The sequence below is a fragment of the Rhodococcus sp. NBC_00297 genome, from assembly GCF_036173065.1.
In the GTDB taxonomy this organism is placed as follows: Bacteria; Actinomycetota; Actinomycetes; order Mycobacteriales; family Mycobacteriaceae; genus Rhodococcoides.
The window spans coordinates 127,454-143,170 of sequence record NZ_CP108041.1 but is presented as its reverse complement, the minus strand read 5'-3'; the positions used below and the strand labels follow the sequence as shown (position 1 = coordinate 143,170).

At 69.9% G+C, this 15,717-nt stretch carries 15 protein-coding genes; 9 read left to right on the top strand and 6 right to left on the bottom strand.

What is annotated here, in order from left to right:
• Position 1: 1 nt before the first annotated feature.
• Entirely contained in the window at positions 2-964 is a 963-nt protein-coding gene (locus OG947_RS00630) for a 5'-3' exonuclease (RefSeq protein WP_328812904.1), read from the bottom strand.
• Positions 965-1,006: 42 nt separating this feature from the next.
• Between OG947_RS00630 and OG947_RS00625 the strand changes: the two genes are divergently transcribed.
• Together OG947_RS00625 and OG947_RS00620 are read left to right on the top strand one after the other, a co-directional pair.
• Positions 1,007-2,131, top strand: coding sequence for a M24 family metallopeptidase (locus OG947_RS00625; RefSeq protein ID WP_328812903.1), 1,125 nt, complete (start codon positions 1,007-1,009; stop codon positions 2,129-2,131).
• Positions 2,128-2,886 carry a maleylpyruvate isomerase family mycothiol-dependent enzyme gene (locus OG947_RS00620; protein WP_328812902.1) on the top strand — a complete coding sequence of 253 codons (759 nt, stop codon included), beginning with the start codon at positions 2,128-2,130 and terminating at the stop codon, positions 2,884-2,886. The genes OG947_RS00625 and OG947_RS00620 overlap by 4 nt, the downstream gene beginning before the upstream one ends.
• A 2-nt stretch (positions 2,887-2,888) precedes the next feature.
• On the opposite strand, the gene OG947_RS00615 is transcribed toward OG947_RS00620, so the two are convergent.
• A complete protein-coding gene (locus OG947_RS00615) occupies positions 2,889-3,728 on the bottom strand; it encodes an alpha/beta fold hydrolase (protein WP_222637542.1) in 840 nt (279 codons plus the stop codon).
• Between the two features lie 100 nt (positions 3,729-3,828).
• On the opposite strand from OG947_RS00615, the gene OG947_RS00610 reads away from it, so the two are divergent.
• A complete protein-coding gene (locus tag OG947_RS00610; RefSeq protein WP_328812901.1) occupies positions 3,829-4,419 on the top strand; it encodes a TetR/AcrR family transcriptional regulator in 591 nt (196 codons plus the stop codon).
• Here the strand turns inward: OG947_RS00610 and OG947_RS00605 are convergent.
• Positions 4,382-4,783 (bottom strand): PPOX class F420-dependent oxidoreductase, encoded by a 402-nt coding sequence (locus OG947_RS00605; protein WP_328812900.1) that lies wholly within the window; start codon positions 4,781-4,783, stop codon positions 4,382-4,384. The genes OG947_RS00610 and OG947_RS00605 overlap by 38 nt on opposite strands.
• A 32-nt stretch (positions 4,784-4,815) precedes the next feature.
• Between OG947_RS00605 and OG947_RS00600 the strand changes: the two genes are divergently transcribed.
• From OG947_RS00600 to OG947_RS00585, 4 genes are read left to right on the top strand one after another with little or no spacing between them, the layout of a single operon-like run.
• A complete protein-coding gene (locus tag OG947_RS00600) occupies positions 4,816-5,598 on the top strand; it encodes an SDR family NAD(P)-dependent oxidoreductase (protein WP_328812898.1) in 783 nt (260 codons plus the stop codon).
• A complete protein-coding gene (gene cbiE, locus OG947_RS00595; protein ID WP_328812897.1) occupies positions 5,595-6,791 on the top strand; it encodes a precorrin-6y C5,15-methyltransferase (decarboxylating) subunit CbiE in 1,197 nt (398 codons plus the stop codon). The genes OG947_RS00600 and cbiE overlap by 4 nt, the downstream gene beginning before the upstream one ends.
• Entirely contained in the window at positions 6,788-7,537 is a 750-nt protein-coding gene (gene cobM, locus OG947_RS00590; protein ID WP_027505376.1) for a precorrin-4 C(11)-methyltransferase, read from the top strand. The genes cbiE and cobM overlap by 4 nt, the downstream gene beginning before the upstream one ends.
• A gap of 27 nt (positions 7,538-7,564) precedes the next feature.
• Positions 7,565-8,362 carry a cobalt-precorrin-6A reductase gene (locus OG947_RS00585; RefSeq protein WP_328812896.1) on the top strand — a complete coding sequence of 266 codons (798 nt, stop codon included), beginning with the start codon at positions 7,565-7,567 and terminating at the stop codon, positions 8,360-8,362.
• Here OG947_RS00585 and cobJ read toward each other — a convergent pair.
• Entirely contained in the window at positions 8,291-9,817 is a 1,527-nt protein-coding gene (gene cobJ / locus OG947_RS00580; protein ID WP_222645208.1) for a precorrin-3B C(17)-methyltransferase, read from the bottom strand. The genes OG947_RS00585 and cobJ overlap by 72 nt on opposite strands.
• Positions 9,814-10,440: a precorrin-8X methylmutase gene (locus OG947_RS00575; protein ID WP_328812895.1), complete on the bottom strand. Its 627-nt coding sequence runs from the start codon at positions 10,438-10,440 to the stop codon at positions 9,814-9,816. The genes cobJ and OG947_RS00575 overlap by 4 nt, the downstream gene beginning before the upstream one ends.
• 183 nt (positions 10,441-10,623) lie before the next feature.
• On the opposite strand from OG947_RS00575, the gene OG947_RS00570 reads away from it, so the two are divergent.
• Positions 10,624-10,752: a hypothetical protein gene (locus tag OG947_RS00570; protein ID WP_328812894.1), complete on the top strand. Its 129-nt coding sequence runs from the start codon at positions 10,624-10,626 to the stop codon at positions 10,750-10,752.
• Positions 10,753-10,767: 15 nt separating this feature from the next.
• Here the strand turns inward: OG947_RS00570 and cobG are convergent, their stop codons facing one another.
• Positions 10,768-11,901 (bottom strand): precorrin-3B synthase, encoded by a 1,134-nt coding sequence (gene cobG, locus OG947_RS00565; RefSeq protein WP_328812892.1) that lies wholly within the window; start codon positions 11,899-11,901, stop codon positions 10,768-10,770.
• 162 nt (positions 11,902-12,063) lie between these two features.
• Here cobG and OG947_RS00560 point away from each other — a divergent pair, with 162 nt between their 5' ends.
• Complete coding sequence (locus OG947_RS00560; RefSeq protein WP_328812891.1) at positions 12,064-15,699, top strand: cobaltochelatase subunit CobN; 3,636 nt, start codon at positions 12,064-12,066, stop codon at positions 15,697-15,699.
• The last annotated feature ends 18 nt before the right edge of the window (positions 15,700-15,717 follow it).

Genomic DNA, 15,717 nt, shown 5'->3' with positions numbered 1-15,717 from the left:
CTCACCGCGCCATCGCGGTGAGAAGGCGGCCGACGGAGTTCTGCACGCCGAGTTCCTCGGCGAGCGCCGCGAGGCGTTCCGGATCGACGGGCTCGTGCGGCAGCACGTCGGGGCGCGACCAGATGATGTCCGCATCGGTCACCACCCGTACCACCGGGAGTGCGGCGTCGATGTAGTCGCGGGAGCTCTGGATCTTCGCGCGCACCCCGGCCGACATCTCGGGGTCGCCCGAGTCGGCGGCGGCGAGCAACGACTCGAGGGAGCCGAACTTCTGCATGAGGGACGCCGCGGTCTTCTCCCCGACGCCCTTCACCCCGGGCAGCCCGTCGGACGAATCACCGCGCAGCAGTGCGAGTTCCGCGTAGCCCGGCCCGGGTCGGTCCGCGGGCACCCCGTACTTCTCGGCCACTTCTGTCGGGCCGAACAGCTCGGCTTTCGCCAGTCCGCGTCCCGCGTAGAGCACACGCACCGGAACCGGATCGTCGGAGACGACCTGCAACAGGTCGCGGTCTCCGCTGACCACCACCACGGTGCCGTCGCGCTCGGTGGCGGCGAGGGTTCCCAACACGTCGTCCGCCTCGAGACCCTCCGCTCCGGCCGTCGCGATGCCCGCGGCCTCGAGGATCTCCAGGATCAGGTTCACCTGCGGACCCAGTGCGTCGGGTGCCTCCTCCGCGTCCGGGCCCGCAGCGGACTCGGTGAGCACCCGATGCGCCTTGTAGGACGGCACCAGATCGACCCGGAAGGTGGGACGCCAGTCGAGGTCGAGGCAGACGGCCAGTCGGGACGCACCCGTCCGCGTGACGAGGGACGCGACCATGTCGGTGAAACCACGCACCGCGTTCACCGGCCGACCGTCGGGCGCCGTGATCGATTCGGGCAACGCGTGGAAGGCCCGGAACCACAGGCTCGCCGCATCGAGGAGAAGTACCGTGTCTCTGCTCTCGGCCGTCATGCGCCACATCCTGCCGCATGTAGGCGGCACCGGAGTCGATAGCCTGGCGTCATGACGTCTCGGTTTCCCTCCTCCGTGTATCGCACCCGCCTCGACCGAGCGGCGGCTCTCGCTGCCGAGGCCGGTCTCGACGCGCTGCTGATCACGCCCGGACCCGACCTGCGCTATCTGCTCGGCTCGCGCGCCGAGTCGTTCGAGCGTCTGACCTGCCTCGTCGTCCCGGCGGACGGCACGCCCGCGTCGGTGGTGGTGCCTCGCATCGAATTGGCGGCGTTGAAGGACTCGGCCGCGGCCGACCTGGGAATCGAGCTGCGGGACTGGGTCGACGGCGTGAATCCGCATCAGGCAGTCGCGGCGCTGCTTCCCGGCCCGGCCCGGACCGCTGTCACCGACGCCATGCCCGCCCTGCATCTCGTTCCGCTGACCGAGGCGCTCGGCGCGATGCCCGTCCTGGCGACGGCGGTCCTGCGCGAGCTCCGGATGACCAAGGACGACGCGGAGATCGGCGCGTTGCGCACGGCGGGCGCCGCCATCGACCGCGTCCACGCGCGCATGGGCGAGTTCCTCGCGGCCGGGCGCACCGAAGCGCAGGTCGCTGCCGACATCTCGGCCGCGATCCTCGAGGAGGGACACACCGAGGCGGCGTTCGTCATCGTCGGCTCGGGCCCGCACGGCGCCGACCCGCACCACGAGGTGTCCGAGCGCGTCATCGAGGAGGGCGACGTCGTCGTCATCGACATCGGTGGCCCCGTCGAGCCGGGCTACAACTCGGACTCCACCCGGACCTACAGCATCGGCGAGCCGTCGGACTCGGTCGCTGCGACCGTGGCGGTCCTCGAGCGCGCGCAGCAGGCAGCCGTCGATGCAGTCCGTCCCGGAGTCACCGCGGAGTCGATCGACGCCGCCGCACGCGACATCCTGGTCGACGCCGGCTACGGCGACGTCTTCGTGCACCGCACCGGGCACGGCATCGGCCTCTCGGTGCACGAGGAGCCGTACATCGTGGCGGGCAACGACATTCCGCTCGAGGTGGGGATGGCGTTCAGCATCGAGCCGGGGGTGTACTTCACCGGCGAGTGGGGCGCCCGCATCGAGGACATCGTCATCGTGACTCCGGAGGGCTGCGAGTCGGTCAACACGCGGCCGCACGGCCTGACCGTGCTTCAGGTGCGATGAGCCTCGACCTCCTCGCCACACTGCGACGCGAGGGCGACCGCCTCGCGTCGATGCCTGTCGAGGCGCTGACGGCGCCGGTACCCACCGTGCCGGGATGGACGCTCGAGCACGTGGTCCGACACACGGGCAAGGTCCACCGGTGGGCGAACGCGGTGATCCTGGCGGGCCCGGGTGCGGACACGGGCGCGGTGGCGAAGCAGCAGGTCGAATCGTTACCCAAGGGCCCGGACAGTCTCCCCGCGTACCGATCGTCGCTGGAGGCGATGGTCGCCACGTTCGAGTCGACGGATCCCGAGGCGGTCGTGGAGACGTTCGTCGGCGCGCGCACGGCCGCGTGGTGGCTCCGACGGCAGGCACACGAGGTCGCCGTGCACCGCATCGACGCCGCCGACGCCGTCCGCGCCGCCGGGGGAGAGGCGCCCGAGGCGCTCGATCCCGACGCCGCCGCGGACGCCGTGGCCGAGCTGACCGAGGTGCAGTATCCGCACCGACTGCTCCTCGACCGCCTGACGCCCGGGTCGATCGGGCGCACCGTGCACGTGCACGGAACGGACGTGGACGACCTGGAGTGGACGTTCACGCTCGGGGCCGACGTCCTCGCCAGTGCGCGCGGGCACGGGAAAGCCGATGTGGCACTGCGGGGTACGGCAGAGCACCTGCTGCTGGTGCTCTGCCGTCGTCGACCACTCGACGTGCTCACCGTCTTCGGTGACACTTCGGTCGCGGAGTCACTGCTCGACGCGTCCCGCTTCTGACGTCACTCGAGGAAGTCGAGCAGCGCCGTGTTGACCTCCTGGTAGTGGGTCCACAGGAGACCGTGGGGCGCGCCCTCCACCTCGACGTAGGTGGCCTCGGGGAAGGCGTCGTGGAACGGGCGACCCGTCGAGTCGATCGGCAGGATGTTGTCCGCGGTGCCGTGCAGGATCAGTGTGGGCTTGCCCGACTCCCGGACGGTCTGTACGTCGGCGCGGAAGTCGGTGAGCCACGTCGGAACCACCGCGTACGCGGCGATCGGCGCACTCGCCGCCGCGACGTTCCAGCTGTTGCGGACGGCGGCCTCGCTGATGCGCGTGCCGAGCGTGTCGTCCAGGTTGTAGAAGTCCTTGTAGAACGCGTCGAACCAGGCGAAGCGGTCTCCGCGTGCGGCGGCTTCGATGCCGTCGAACACCGACTGCGGCACACCCGTCGGGTTGTCGTCGGTCTGCAGGAGGAACGGCTCGAGCGACGCGAGGAAGGCGAATTTCGCCACACGGTCGGTCCCGTATCGCGAGGCATACCGCGCCAGTTCACCGGTACCCATGGAGAATCCGACGAGAATCACGTCGCGCAGATCCAGCGCTTCGAGCACCTCGTTCAGGTCCGAGGCGAAGGTGTCGTAGTCGTACCCGGACGTGGGCTTGCTCGACTGTCCGAAGCCTCGACGGTCGTACGTCACGACGCGGTGGCCGGCGTCGAGCAGAGCCGCGGTCTGGCGCTCCCACGAGTGTCCGTCGAGCGGATATCCGTGAATGAGGACGACGGGCTGTCCACTGCCGTGATCCTCGTAGTAGACGTCGATCGGGGTGCTGTTCTCGTGTCCGACAGTGATGTGTCCCATGGCGTGCGCGACCTTTCGACGGGAATGTCTCTCGTGGAGAACGAGCGTTCTCGCTCGTGTCGGCTACAGTAGAGAACGTCGGTTCTCGCCGCAAGTGCTCATGACGACAGGAGGGTTCGTGGAGACCGATCATCGCGCCAGGATCCTCTCGGCGGCAGACACGCTGTTCTATGCCAACGGGGTGCAGGCCGTCGGTATGGACGAACTGCGCACCGAGGCGGGCGTTCCGCTCAAACGGCTCTACGCGGAGTTCCCGTCCAAGTCCGCGATCGTCACCGCGGTGCTCGACGGCCGGACGACGATGTGGAACAGCCGCATCGACGAGGCCGAGAGCGCACACGAGTCACCGCGGGACAAGCTGTTGTCTATCTTCGACTTCCTGCACGACTGGTTCCTCGAGGACGACTTCCGCGGGTGCGCGTTCATCAACTCGTTCGGGGAACTCGGCGCCACGATGCCCGCGGTGTCCGATGCCGCGCGCGCCCACAAGCTGACGTTCATCGACCATGTCACGACGCTGGCCGTCGCGGCCGGGGCGTCGCCCACCGTGGGACTGCAGATCGCGCTGTTGGCCGAGGGTGCTCAGACCACCGCGGCCATCACGCGGTCGAGCGAGACCGCGCGGGCGGCCAGGGAGGCCGCCGCCCGATTGCTCAGTCCCGCAACGACTGGGAGCCCATCACCCGGGTGACGGTGATCTCGATGACCACGCGCTCCGGGTTCTCCCGCGGCGTCCGGTAGCGCTGGGCGTAACGGTTCTCCGCATCACGCACGGCGTCGGGTTCGCGCAGGATGCGCGCCGGCCCCTCGAGGGTCAGCCATCGCGCCCCGTCGACCTGAGTCACGGCGCCGTAGCCGCCGCGCTCGGCGTTGCGCACCTTCTGCGATCCGTCCCGCGTGATCACTCGCGCCAGACCTGCCTCCGGATCCCACGTGAATCCCACCGCCACCACGTGCGGTGTGCCGTTCTGACGCTTCGTGGCCAGCGTTGCCAGATGACGCTCGGTGAGGAAGGTTCCGGCGTCGGCGTTCAGCGAGGAGGGGGTGGCGGGCATGACCGCCACGATAATCGAGGACACTGGACGCCGTGACCCACCCACCGGCCGGCCGTGACCTGACCACACCCGACCAGTCGAGCACCGGCATCCTGCTGCTCCTCGGTGGTCGCAGCGACATCGGTCTCGAGATCGCGGAGCGCCTCGCGCGCGGCCGCCACGTCGTCCTCGCCGCCCGGCGGTCCGACGATCTGGTCGCCGAGTCGGATCGAGTGCGCGCGGCCGGCGCGAGTCGGGTGACGGCGCTCGAGTTCGACGCCGACGACCTGGCGTCGCACGACGGTCTCGTGACGTCAGTTCTGGCTCACGGGCCGATCGACACGGCGGTCCTGGCCTTCGGCATCCTCGGCGATCAGACGCGCGCCGAGACGGATGCGGCGCACGCGGTGGCCGTCGTCCACACGGACTACGTGGCGCAGGTCAGCATGCTGACACATCTCTCGACGGCGCTGCGCGAGCAGGGATCCGGCCGGCTCGTCGTCTTCTCTTCCGTCGCCGGCGCTCGGGTCCGCCGGGCGAACTACGTCTACGGGTCGGCGAAGGCCGGACTGGACGGATTCGCGTCCGGTCTCGCCGACGCGCTGCACGGGACCGGCGTGCGGTTGCTGCTGATCCGACCGGGTTTCGTCATCGGCCGGATGACCGAGGGGATGTCTCCCGCACCGATGTCGAGCACACCCGGCCAGGTGGCCGACGCGGTGGTCCGCGCGTTGAGCTCGCGGACCGACGTCGTGTGGGTGCCCGGCCGTCTGCGCCTACTCGTCGCCCTGATGCGCGTCCTCCCACGTCCGATCTGGCGCCGGATGCCGCGATGATCGACGTCGTGGGCGTGGGCGCCGACGGGTGGGCCGGGCTGTCGCCGACCTCCCGTGACGCCGTCGAATCCGCGGACGTCCTGTTCGGCTCCGAGCGTCAACTCGACGCGGTGCCGGGCACCGCGGCTCGGCGAATCGCGTGGCCCACCCCGATGCTGCCCGCCCTGACCGGTCTCCTGGACGAGCATGCCGGTACGCGGCGATGCGTGCTCGCGAGCGGTGACCCGATGTTTCACGGGATCGGCGTGACGTTGACGCGGCTCCTCGGTGCTGATGCGGTGCGCGTCCTTCCGCACCCGTCGTCGGCGTCGCTCGCGTGCGCCCGTCTCGGCTGGGCGCTCCACGACGTCGAGGTGGTGTCCCTGGTGAACAGGCCGATCGAGACCGTACTGCCCGCCCTGACACACCGACGCCGCGTCCTCGTGCTCGCCGAGAACGAGAGCACCGCAGCCGAACTCGCGACTCTGCTGCTGAGCCGTGACCTCGGCTCCAGTGCCATGTCCGTGCTCGAGCAACTCGGGGGACCGCGCGAGCGGGTGCGTGCGCTGCCCGTCACCGACTGGGTGCACGCGCGCGACGTCGACTCACTGAACGTCGTTGCGCTCGAGGTGCGGGGCCACACCGTCTCGCGCGCACCCGGACTCGACGACGCGCTCTACATGGGCGACGGTCAGCTGACCAAACGCGAGGTCAGGGCGCTGACTCTCAGCGCCCTCGCGCCCTCACCGGGTGAACGTCTGTGGGACGTCGGCGGCGGGTCGGGAAGCATCGCGATCGAATGGATGCGCACGCATCCGGCATGTTCCGCGATCGCGTTCGAGCGCGTCGAGTCCAGATCCGCCACTATCCGGACCAATGCTGTCGCCCTGGGCGTTCCGTCGCTCGTCGTCCGCGGCGCGGCACCCGATTCCTTGTCCGGTGCGCCCGAACCCGACGCCGTGTTCGTCGGGGGCGGCGCGACGCAACCCGGTGTGATGGACGCCTGCTGGGACGCCCTGCCCGAGGGTGGGCGGCTGGTGGCCAATGCCGTCACCGCGGAGTCGGAATCGCTACTTCTGCAGTGGTATTCGCAGCACGGCGGTCTGCTGCGACGACTGCAGGTGCACCGCGGCGAACCGCTCGGCGGATTCACCGGGTGGCGTCCGCAGATGCCGGTGACGCAGTGGAGCGTCGTGAAGAAGGAGACAGCGTGACCGTCAGATTCGTCGGCGCGGGACCCGGTGCGGCCGATCTCGTGACCGTCCGCGCAGCCCGCATCATCGCGTCGAGCCCGGTCTGCCTGTACGCCGGGTCGTTGGTGCCACGCGAACTGCTCGACACGTGCCCGGCAGACGCCCGCGTCGTGAACACCGCTCGCATGACGCTCGACGCGATCGTCGACGAACTCGTCACCGCCTCGCGTGACGGCCTCGACGTCGCCCGCGTGCACTCCGGCGATCCGTCGCTGTACAGCGCCGTCGCCGAGCAGTCGCGACGACTCGACGCGGCGGGCGTGGACTACGAAATCGTGCCGGGTGTTCCGGCGTTCGCCGCGGCTGCGGCCGCGCTGGGTCGCGAACTCACCGTGCCCGGGATCTCGCAGAGCGTGGTGTTGACACGGGTGTCGACGTTGTCGACGGCCATGCCCGACGGCGAGGATCTGCCCACGTTGGCACGGAGCGGGGCGACACTGGTCATTCATCTCGGTGCGCGCCAGATCCACAGCATCACCGAGCAACTCGTGCCGCACTACGGATCCGACTGTCCCGCAGCGGTGGTGGCCTTCGCCAGCCGCGCGGACGAGGTGATCGTGCGGGGCACACTGGCCGATCTCGCGGACGCGACGGTGGCGGCAGGCATCGTCAAGACGGCGGTCGTGGTCGTGGGCCGCGTCTTGTCGGCCGAGGGCTTCCCGGACAGCTTCCTGTACTCGGCGGCCCGGCGACGGCTCGATCACTGACCGTGCGGGGCCGGTAAGGTCGCCCCAATGCATGTTCTGGTTCTCGGTGGCACGTCCGAAGCACGTCAGCTCGCGGTCAAGCTGGACGGACTGCACGGCACCACCGTGACCTCCTCGCTCGCCGGCCGAGTGGCCGATCCCGTGCTCCCGGTGGGGGAGGTGCGGATCGGCGGCTTCGGTGGCGTGGACGGTCTGCGCGAGTGGATCGCGGAGCACGAGGTGACGCACGTCGTCGACGCCACGCATCCCTACGCCGCGACGATGACGGCGCACGCGGTCGAGGTCTGCACGGCGGCCGACGTGCCGCTGGTGCTGGTGCGTCGCGCGCCGTGGAGCCCGCTGGCCGAGGACGACTGGATCACGGTGCCGTCGATGGAGGCGGCAGCGCAGGCACTCGCCGACCGACCCGCTCTCGCCCGCGTCCTGCTCACCATCGGCCGACAGGGCGTGCACCACTTCGCGTCCCTGGACGACCGGCACTTCATCGTGCGGTGCATCGATCCGCCCGAGGGCGAGGTCCCCGCGCACTCGAGCATTTTGGAGTCACGCGGGCCGTTCGACCTCGAGGGCGAGCGCAAGCTGTTGGACGAGCACCGCATCGACGTGGTGGTGAGCAAGAACAGCGGTGGCAAGCTCACGTCGGCCAAGCTTCAGGCCGCCCGCGAGCGCGGCATCCCCGTCGTCATGGTGGAACGGCCGCCCGTTCAGGACGACGTTCCCGTGGTGCCGGCAGCCGACAAGTGCGTGACCTGGTTACTGAAGCGACGCACTCCCCGCGCCGCTCCCGACGCGGGCGATGGGATCGACGGTGTCGTAACGCCGTGACGTGAATACCCGCGGGCCGTCCGCGGTGTGATCGACCGTCGTGGTGGACGCTCCGACGATGAGCAGACAGCGCATGTCGATCGTGGCCGGGTCGAGATCCCCGAGCCGGACGACGGTCACCGACTCCTCGGGTCCCGAGACGTCGCGGCCCACGACGACGGGAGTGTCCGGGCCACGGTGCTCGAGCACGAGCGTCTTGAGCGCCTCCACCTGCCAGGTCCGCGAGCGCGAGGCCGGGTTGTAGACGGCGAACGCCATGTCGGCCGCCGCGACCGCGCGGATGCGGCGCTCGACCACGTCCCACGGCTTGAGGCGATCGGACAGGGACAGAACGGCATAGTCGTGGCCCAGGGGAGCGCCGACGCGGCTCGCGACCGCGTTGGCGGCCGTGACCCCGGGGCAGACGCGCACGGGAACGTGGCGCCATCGGTCCTGCGCCGCCACCTCGAGAACCGCTGCGGCCATGGCGAACACGCCGGGATCGCCGGAGGACACGACGACGACCCGACCGCCGCGAGACGCGAGATCGAGTGCCATCTCGGCCCGTTCCGATTCGACTCGGTTGTCACTCGCGTGTCGACGCTGGCCGGCTCGAACGGGCACCCGGTCGATGTAGGTGGTGTAGCCCACGAGATCGGTGGCGCGGAGCAGCTCGCCGCGCACCTCCGGCGTGGTCCACTCGGCGGAGCCCGGCCCCAATCCGACGACCACCACCTCGCCCGACGCAGCGGGTTCGCTGACCACGTAGGACGGGCTCGAGACCACGGCGATGGAGAAGTACGGAACGTCCGTCGCGTCGTCGGCGGCGAGAACGCGTTCGCCGGTGGTGCTCGCGCGCTCGACGTAGCGGGCGCGGTCGATCATGCCGCTGTCGCGCAAGGCTTCGCGCACAGCGGGATACGTGCGGCCCAGCTTGAGGATCGCGGCGGAGTCGGTGTCCTCGAGTCGCCGCGTGAGCTCGGCGCGGGGCAGGGTCCCCGGCAGGATGGTCAGGACCTCGTCACCCTCGACGAGCGGTTCCCCGACCGCCGCGGACGCCGCACTGACCGACGTGACGCCGGGGATCACCTCGGTGTCGAAGCGGTGCGCGAGACGAACGTGCATGTGCTGATACGAGCTGTAGAACATCGGGTCGCCGGCGGCGAGCAGCGCGACCGAGCGACCGGCCTCGAGGTGCGCCGCCAGACGTTCGGACGCTTCGACGTAGAAGTCCGCGAGCGCGCCGTCGTACCCGCCGGGGTGGTCGGTGCCTTCCGTGGTCACCGGGTAGACCAGGTGCTCCTCGATCTGACCCTCGCGCAGGTACGGCTCCGCGGTGCGGCGAGAGATGCTCTTGCCGTGCCGGGCGCTGTGGAAGGCGACGACGTCGGCGGCGGTGATGACCCGCGCGGCTTTGACCGTCACCAGCTCCGGATCACCCGGGCCGATACCGACACCCCAGAGCTTGCCACTCATTCGCGTTCCGTCGCAATGGCATTGACGGCGGCCGCGGCGATGGCGCTGCCACCGCGGCGGCCGAGGACGAGCAGGTGGTCGAGGCCGAGACCGGAGGCGACGAGATCGTCCTTCGACTCCGCGGCGCCGATGAAGCCCACGGGCCCACCCAGGATCGCGGACGGGCGCGGAGCGCCCTGCTGGATCAACTCCATGAGCCGGAACAGTGCGGTGGGTGCGTTGCCGATCGCGACGACGGCGCCGTCGAGGTGGTCGACCCACAGATCTACCGCTGCGGCCGTTCTGGTGGTGCCGCGCTCGCGCGCCATCTCCGGGACGTTCGGTGCGTTGAGGGTGCAGATCACCTCGTTGTCGGCCGGGAGCCGTCGGCGCGTGATGCCCGACGCGACCATGGTGGCGTCGCAGAGGATGGGAGCCCCCGCGCGCAGCGCAGCACGGCCCTTCGCCACGACGTCGGCCGTCGACGCGATGGACTGCGCCAGATTCACTTCTCCGCACGCGTGGATCATGCGCACGACGACCTGCGCCACATCGTCGGAGAACGCCGACAGGTCGGCTTCCGCTCGGATGGTCGCGAAGGAGCGCCGGTAGATCTCGTCGCCGTCGCGAATGTAGTCGTGCATGGCTCCACGATAGGGAGCGATGACGCGCCGTGGTCGGCCAGGGTCCGGCGCCGCGGCACGGGGGAGAGGCACCACGGATCGACACCGAATCGTAACGCTGGGTCTGTTCCGGTCGTGCTGCGACGCCCGTAACGTTGCCGAGACGAACGACCGCGTGGTCGTCGACGAGAACGGAGCCGAACCATGTTTCCGAGCACTCTGTTCGACCTCGCCGGCCACTGGCTGGTCGACAACTACGCTTTCCCGGGCCAACAGATACTGTCCATCGGTGCCGCGCTGTACTACCTGATCGTGACCGCACCGGGCTCCTGATCCGGGGCCTGCGGCTCAGGAGCGCTGGTAACCGCCCTCTGTCGCAATTACGTCGGTGACCTCGCCGCGGGGTCGGCCACATCGGCGCTCACACCCGACCCAGTGCTCCCGGTCGTCGCCCACCTCGCCGTTCTCCACGGCGGCGTCGAGATCAGCGCGCACGTCGGAGTGCGACTTCGCGCAGCCGGGAGAACCGACGCACGAGCTGGCCCGAACCCACGGCGACTCCGCGTCGAAGATCAGGCCCATCGGGGCCAATACGCGCACGACCTGCTCGGCGACGCCCTCGTCGAGATCGAGGAGCACGATGCCACGCCACGGCGTGACGTGGATCGGCTTCTCGACCGCCGCGAGGAAGAGGGCGGTGCGGGCCGGAAGCACGCCGTGGGCGAGTGCGGCACCGAGCGCGACGGTGGCGTCGTCCTGCACGAACCATCCGATCGGCGGCTCCACCGACGTCTCGACGGCGACCCGAGGGTGGTCGCCGACAGCGTGATCGACGTGACCGAGCACAGCCTCCACACCGTTCGGCATCTCCGCGATGCGCCAGTGCCCCTGCCGCTCGCGGCGGAACCCGCGCGCCGCGTCGAGCATCACCGCGACCGCGTCGGCCCGCGGGACCCGGACGCCGCTGTCGGCGCCCGCGAGGATGAGGGCGAAGGAGTCCTCGTCGACGGCGTGGACGCCGATGTCGGCGCCGAAACCCGTCACATCGCCGCGGCCGTCGTCGACCGAGAAGAGCACCCGACCCGGCAGGTCGGCCAGCTCAGGATCACTCGTGAGCGAGGTGTCCAGCGATGACACCAGGTCGCGGACGTCGGCCGTTCCGCCGAGACGACCCGAGAGTGGCGACGCCAGGATGTTGCGGACCCGCTCGTGGGTCTCCGACGGCAGAAGTCCCGCGGCCGCGAGTCGGTCGGCCAGCTCTTCGGGATCGCGTACCGCGCGGAGCTGGACGTTCCCCCGGGAGGTGAGCACCAACTCACCGTCGGACAAGTCTGTCGACGCCGCCGCGAGCACACCCATCTGCTCGGCGCTGAGCGCGCCGCCGGGCAGACGCACCCGAGCCAGCAAGCCGTCCTTCGCCTCGTGCAGTTGGAGCGCCCCGGGGCAGGCGTCCCGTCTGCTCCTGTCCCCGGCATCACTCATGCAGTCCAGGCTACGACGTACGATCATCGCGAAGCACCCCGGAAGCCGGTGAGACTCCGGCGCGGTCGCGCCACTGTGACTCCAGCGTCTCCGGAGAAGTCAGACCTGGGGTGCACACCGACGCCGACGGGGCGCGAAAACCCCAGGGAAGGCTCCACCACCGTGATCTTGCTGCTCTCGACATCCGACACCGACCTGCTGAGCGCACGTGCGTCCGGCGCCGAGTACCGCTGGGCCAACCCGTCCCGCATCCTCGTCGACGCCGATCTGCCGACGCTCATGGACGGTGTCGACCTGGTGGTCGTGCGCATTCTCGGCGGGCGCCGGATGTGGGAGAGCGGTATCGACGCGGTGCTCCGCGGCCACGTTCCGGTGGTCATGCTGGGCGGCGAGCAGGCTCCTGATGCCGAGTTGATGGAACTGTCGACAGTGCCGGCGAATGTCGCTGCGCAGGCGCACCAGTACCTGGCCGAGGGCGGCGCGGACAACCTCCGCGAGCTGTCGTGGTTCCTGTCGGACACCGTTCTGCTCACCGGCCACGGATTCGAGCCGCCCGCCCATCTCCCCACCTGGGGTGTGCTGCGCACCCGTGCGCCTTTTGCGCATCCAGAGGTACGCGAAAGGCGCACGGGGGCAGAGCCCACGATCGCCGTCCTGTACTACCGAGCCCAGCACCTCGCGGGCAACGTCGACTACATCCATGCCCTGTGCGACGCCATCAAGGCGAAGGGCGCCCGCGCGCTCCCGATCTACTGTGCGTCGCTGCGCAGCGCGGAACCCGAACTGCTCGAGGCGTTGCGCGAAGCCGACTCCATGGTGGTCACCGTGCTCGCGGCCGGCGGAACCCGTCCCGCCAACGTGGGCGCCGGCGGCGACGACGAGGCCTGGGACGTCGCCGAGCTCGCCGCGCTCGACGTGCCGATCCTGCAGGGCCTGTGCCTCACCAGCTCCCGCGCGATGTGGGACGCGAACGACGACGGCATGTCCCCGCTGGACGTCGCGACCCAGGTCGCGGTGCCCGAGTTCGACGGTCGCATCATCACGGTGCCGTTCTCGTTCAAGGAGATCGACGCCGACGGCCTCAGCACGTACGTACCCGACCACGAGCGCTGTGCGCGTGTCGCCGGCATCGCGGTCCGGCATGCTCGACTGCGCCGAATTCCCGCAGCCGACAAGCGCATTGCGCTGATGCTGTCCGCGTACCCGACCAAGCACGCCCGCATCGGCAACGCCGTCGGACTCGACACCCCGGCGTCGGCGATCGGTCTGCTGACGCGGATGCGCGAGTTGGGCTACGACATCGGACCCGTCGACGGTGACGACGCGGTGCCCGGCCTCGCCGCGCAGGACGGCGACGCCCTCATCCACGCGCTCATCGCCGCCGGTGGGCAGGACGCCGATTGGCTCACCGCCGAGCAGCTCGAGGGCAACCCCATCCGAATCTCGGCCGCGCGCTACCTACGCTGGTTCGACACGCTGCCGGAGGACCTGCGATCCGGCGTCGTCGAACACTGGGGCGAGGCACCGGGCGAGCTGTACGTCGACCGTTCAGCGGATCCGGAGGGCGAGATCGTCATCGCCGCACTGCGGTTCTCCAACGTCGTCCTCATGGTGCAGCCGCCTCGCGGGTTCGGCGAGAACCCCGTGGCGATCTACCACGATCCGGATCTTCCCCCCAGCCACCACTACCTCGCCGCTTACCGCTGGCTCGCGGCCCCGGAGGAGGACGGCGGTTTCGCCGCGGACGCCGTCGTGCACCTCGGCAAGCACGGCAACCTCGAGTGGTTGCCCGGCAAGACTCTCGGCATGTCCGCCTCGTGCGGCACCGACGCCGCGTTGGGCGATCTGCCACTGATCTACCCGTTCCTGGTCAACGACCCGGGCGAGGGGACACAGGCCAAGCGCCGCGCGCACGCGACTCTCGTCGACCACCTCATCCCGCCGATGGCCCGCGCCGAGAGCTACGGCGACATCACCCGCCTCGAGCAGTTGCTCGACGAGCACTCGAACATCTCGACGCTGGACCCGGCCAAACTGCCGGCGATTCGTCAGCAGATCTGGACGCTCATGACCGCGGCCCAGATGCACAAGGACCTCGGCCTGGAGGAACGCCCCGACGAAGAGATGTTCGACGACATGCTGCTGCACGTCGACGGCTGGCTGTGCGAGATCAAGGACGTGCAGATCCGCGACGGGCTCCACGTCCTCGGGCAGGCTCCGCGCGGTGAGGCGGAGGTCGACCTCGTGCTGGCCATGCTGCGGGCCCGTCAGATGTGGGGTGGGGAGCGCACCGTTCCGGGTCTGCGGGAAGCATTGGGTCTCAGCGAGGACGGCGACGAGGCCCGTACGTCGGTCGATGCCGTCGAGGAGCAGGCACGTGGTCTCGTTGCGGCACTGCACCGCGCCGACTGGTCGGTGGACGCCGTCGACGGCATCGCCGCGGGACTGCCCGACACGGTCGCCGAGATCCTCCGCTTCGCGGCCACCGAGGTGGTTCCCCGTCTGCGCGGGACCGACCAGGAGATCGACCGTGTGCTGCATGCGCTGAACGGCGGATTCATCCCGGCCGGCCCCAGCGGGTCGCCGCTGCGTGGACTCATCAATGTGCTGCCGACCGGCCGCAACTTCTACTCGGTCGACCCCAAGGCGGTGCCGTCGCGGCTCGCGTGGGAGACCGGCCAGGCGATGGCCGAGTCGCTCGTGGCCCGCTACCTGCAGGATCACGGCGAGTACCCGCGCTCTGTCGGGTTGTCGGTGTGGGGGACCAGCGCCATGCGTACCTCGGGTGACGACGTGGCCGAGGTGTTCGCACTGCTCGGCGTGCTGCCCGTGTGGGACGAGGCGTCGCGCCGCGTCACGCACCTCGAACCGATCGCTCTGGACGAGCTGAAACGGCCGCGTATCGACGTGACGGTCCGCATCTCCGGCTTCTTCCGCGACGCATTCCCGCACGTGCTCGCGATGATGGACGACGCCGTCCGCATGGTCGCGGGCCTGGACGAGACCGACGAGCAGAACTATGTGCGTGCGCACGCACAGGCCGATCTCGCGGAGCACGGCGACGACCGCCGAGCCACCACCCGCATCTTCGGATCCAAGCCCGGCACGTACGGCGCCGGACTGCTGCAGTTGATCGACAGCAAGAGCTGGCGCAGTGACGAGGATCTGGCGCAGGTCTACACGACGTGGGGCGGCTTCGCGTACGGCCGCGGACTGAACGGCGTCCCGGCAGCGGACGACATGCGTTCGTCCTACCGGCGCATCGCGGTGGCGGCGAAGAACACCGACACCCGCGAGCACGACATCGCCGACTCCGACGACTACTTCCAGTACCACGGCGGCATGGTGGCGACCGTGCGTGCGCTCACCGGCACGTCTCCCGAGGCGTACATCGGCGACAGCACCCGCCCGGAATCGGTGCGCACCCGCACGCTGCACGAGGAGACGTCCCGCGTGTTCCGTGCGCGCGTCGTCAACCCGCGCTGGATGGACGCGATGCGGCGGCACGGGTACAAGGGCGCATTCGAGATGGCTGCGACGGTCGACTACCTGTTCGGGTACGACGCCACCACGGGAGTCGTGCAGGACTGGATGTACGAGAAGCTCACGCAGGAGTACGTCCTCGACGAGACCAATCGGAAGTTCATGTCGACGTCCAATCCCTGGGCGCTGCACGGCATCTCCGAACGACTGCTCGAGGCCGTGGAACGCGGCATGTGGGCGGAACCGGACCCGGCAGTGCTCGCGGATCTCCGTGCGGCCTACCTCGAGAGCGAAGGCGAGCTCGAGGGCGACTGACCGGCCTATCCTGTCTCG

Excerpts from the sequence above, each read along its gene's own strand:
- OG947_RS00630 (WP_328812904.1), bottom strand. The coding sequence starts at position 964 with ATGTGGCGCATGACGGCCGAGAGCAGAGACACGGTACTTCTCCTCGAT.
- OG947_RS00625 (WP_328812903.1), top strand. The coding sequence starts at position 1,007 with ATGACGTCTCGGTTTCCCTCCTCCGTGTATCGCACCCGCCTCGACCGA.
- OG947_RS00620 (WP_328812902.1), top strand. The coding sequence starts at position 2,128 with ATGAGCCTCGACCTCCTCGCCACACTGCGACGCGAGGGCGACCGCCTC.
- OG947_RS00615 (WP_222637542.1), bottom strand. The coding sequence starts at position 3,728 with ATGGGACACATCACTGTCGGACACGAGAACAGCACCCCGATCGACGTC.
- OG947_RS00610 (WP_328812901.1), top strand. The coding sequence starts at position 3,829 with ATGACGACAGGAGGGTTCGTGGAGACCGATCATCGCGCCAGGATCCTC.
- OG947_RS00605 (WP_328812900.1), bottom strand. The coding sequence starts at position 4,783 with ATGCCCGCCACCCCCTCCTCGCTGAACGCCGACGCCGGAACCTTCCTC.
- cbiE (WP_328812897.1), top strand. The coding sequence starts at position 5,595 with ATGATCGACGTCGTGGGCGTGGGCGCCGACGGGTGGGCCGGGCTGTCG.
- OG947_RS00585 (WP_328812896.1), top strand. The coding sequence starts at position 7,565 with ATGCATGTTCTGGTTCTCGGTGGCACGTCCGAAGCACGTCAGCTCGCG.
- cobJ (WP_222645208.1), bottom strand. The coding sequence starts at position 9,817 with ATGAGTGGCAAGCTCTGGGGTGTCGGTATCGGCCCGGGTGATCCGGAG.
- OG947_RS00575 (WP_328812895.1), bottom strand. The coding sequence starts at position 10,440 with ATGCACGACTACATTCGCGACGGCGACGAGATCTACCGGCGCTCCTTC.
- OG947_RS00570 (WP_328812894.1), top strand. The coding sequence starts at position 10,624 with ATGTTTCCGAGCACTCTGTTCGACCTCGCCGGCCACTGGCTGGTCGAC.
- cobG (WP_328812892.1), bottom strand. The coding sequence starts at position 11,901 with ATGAGTGATGCCGGGGACAGGAGCAGACGGGACGCCTGCCCCGGGGCG.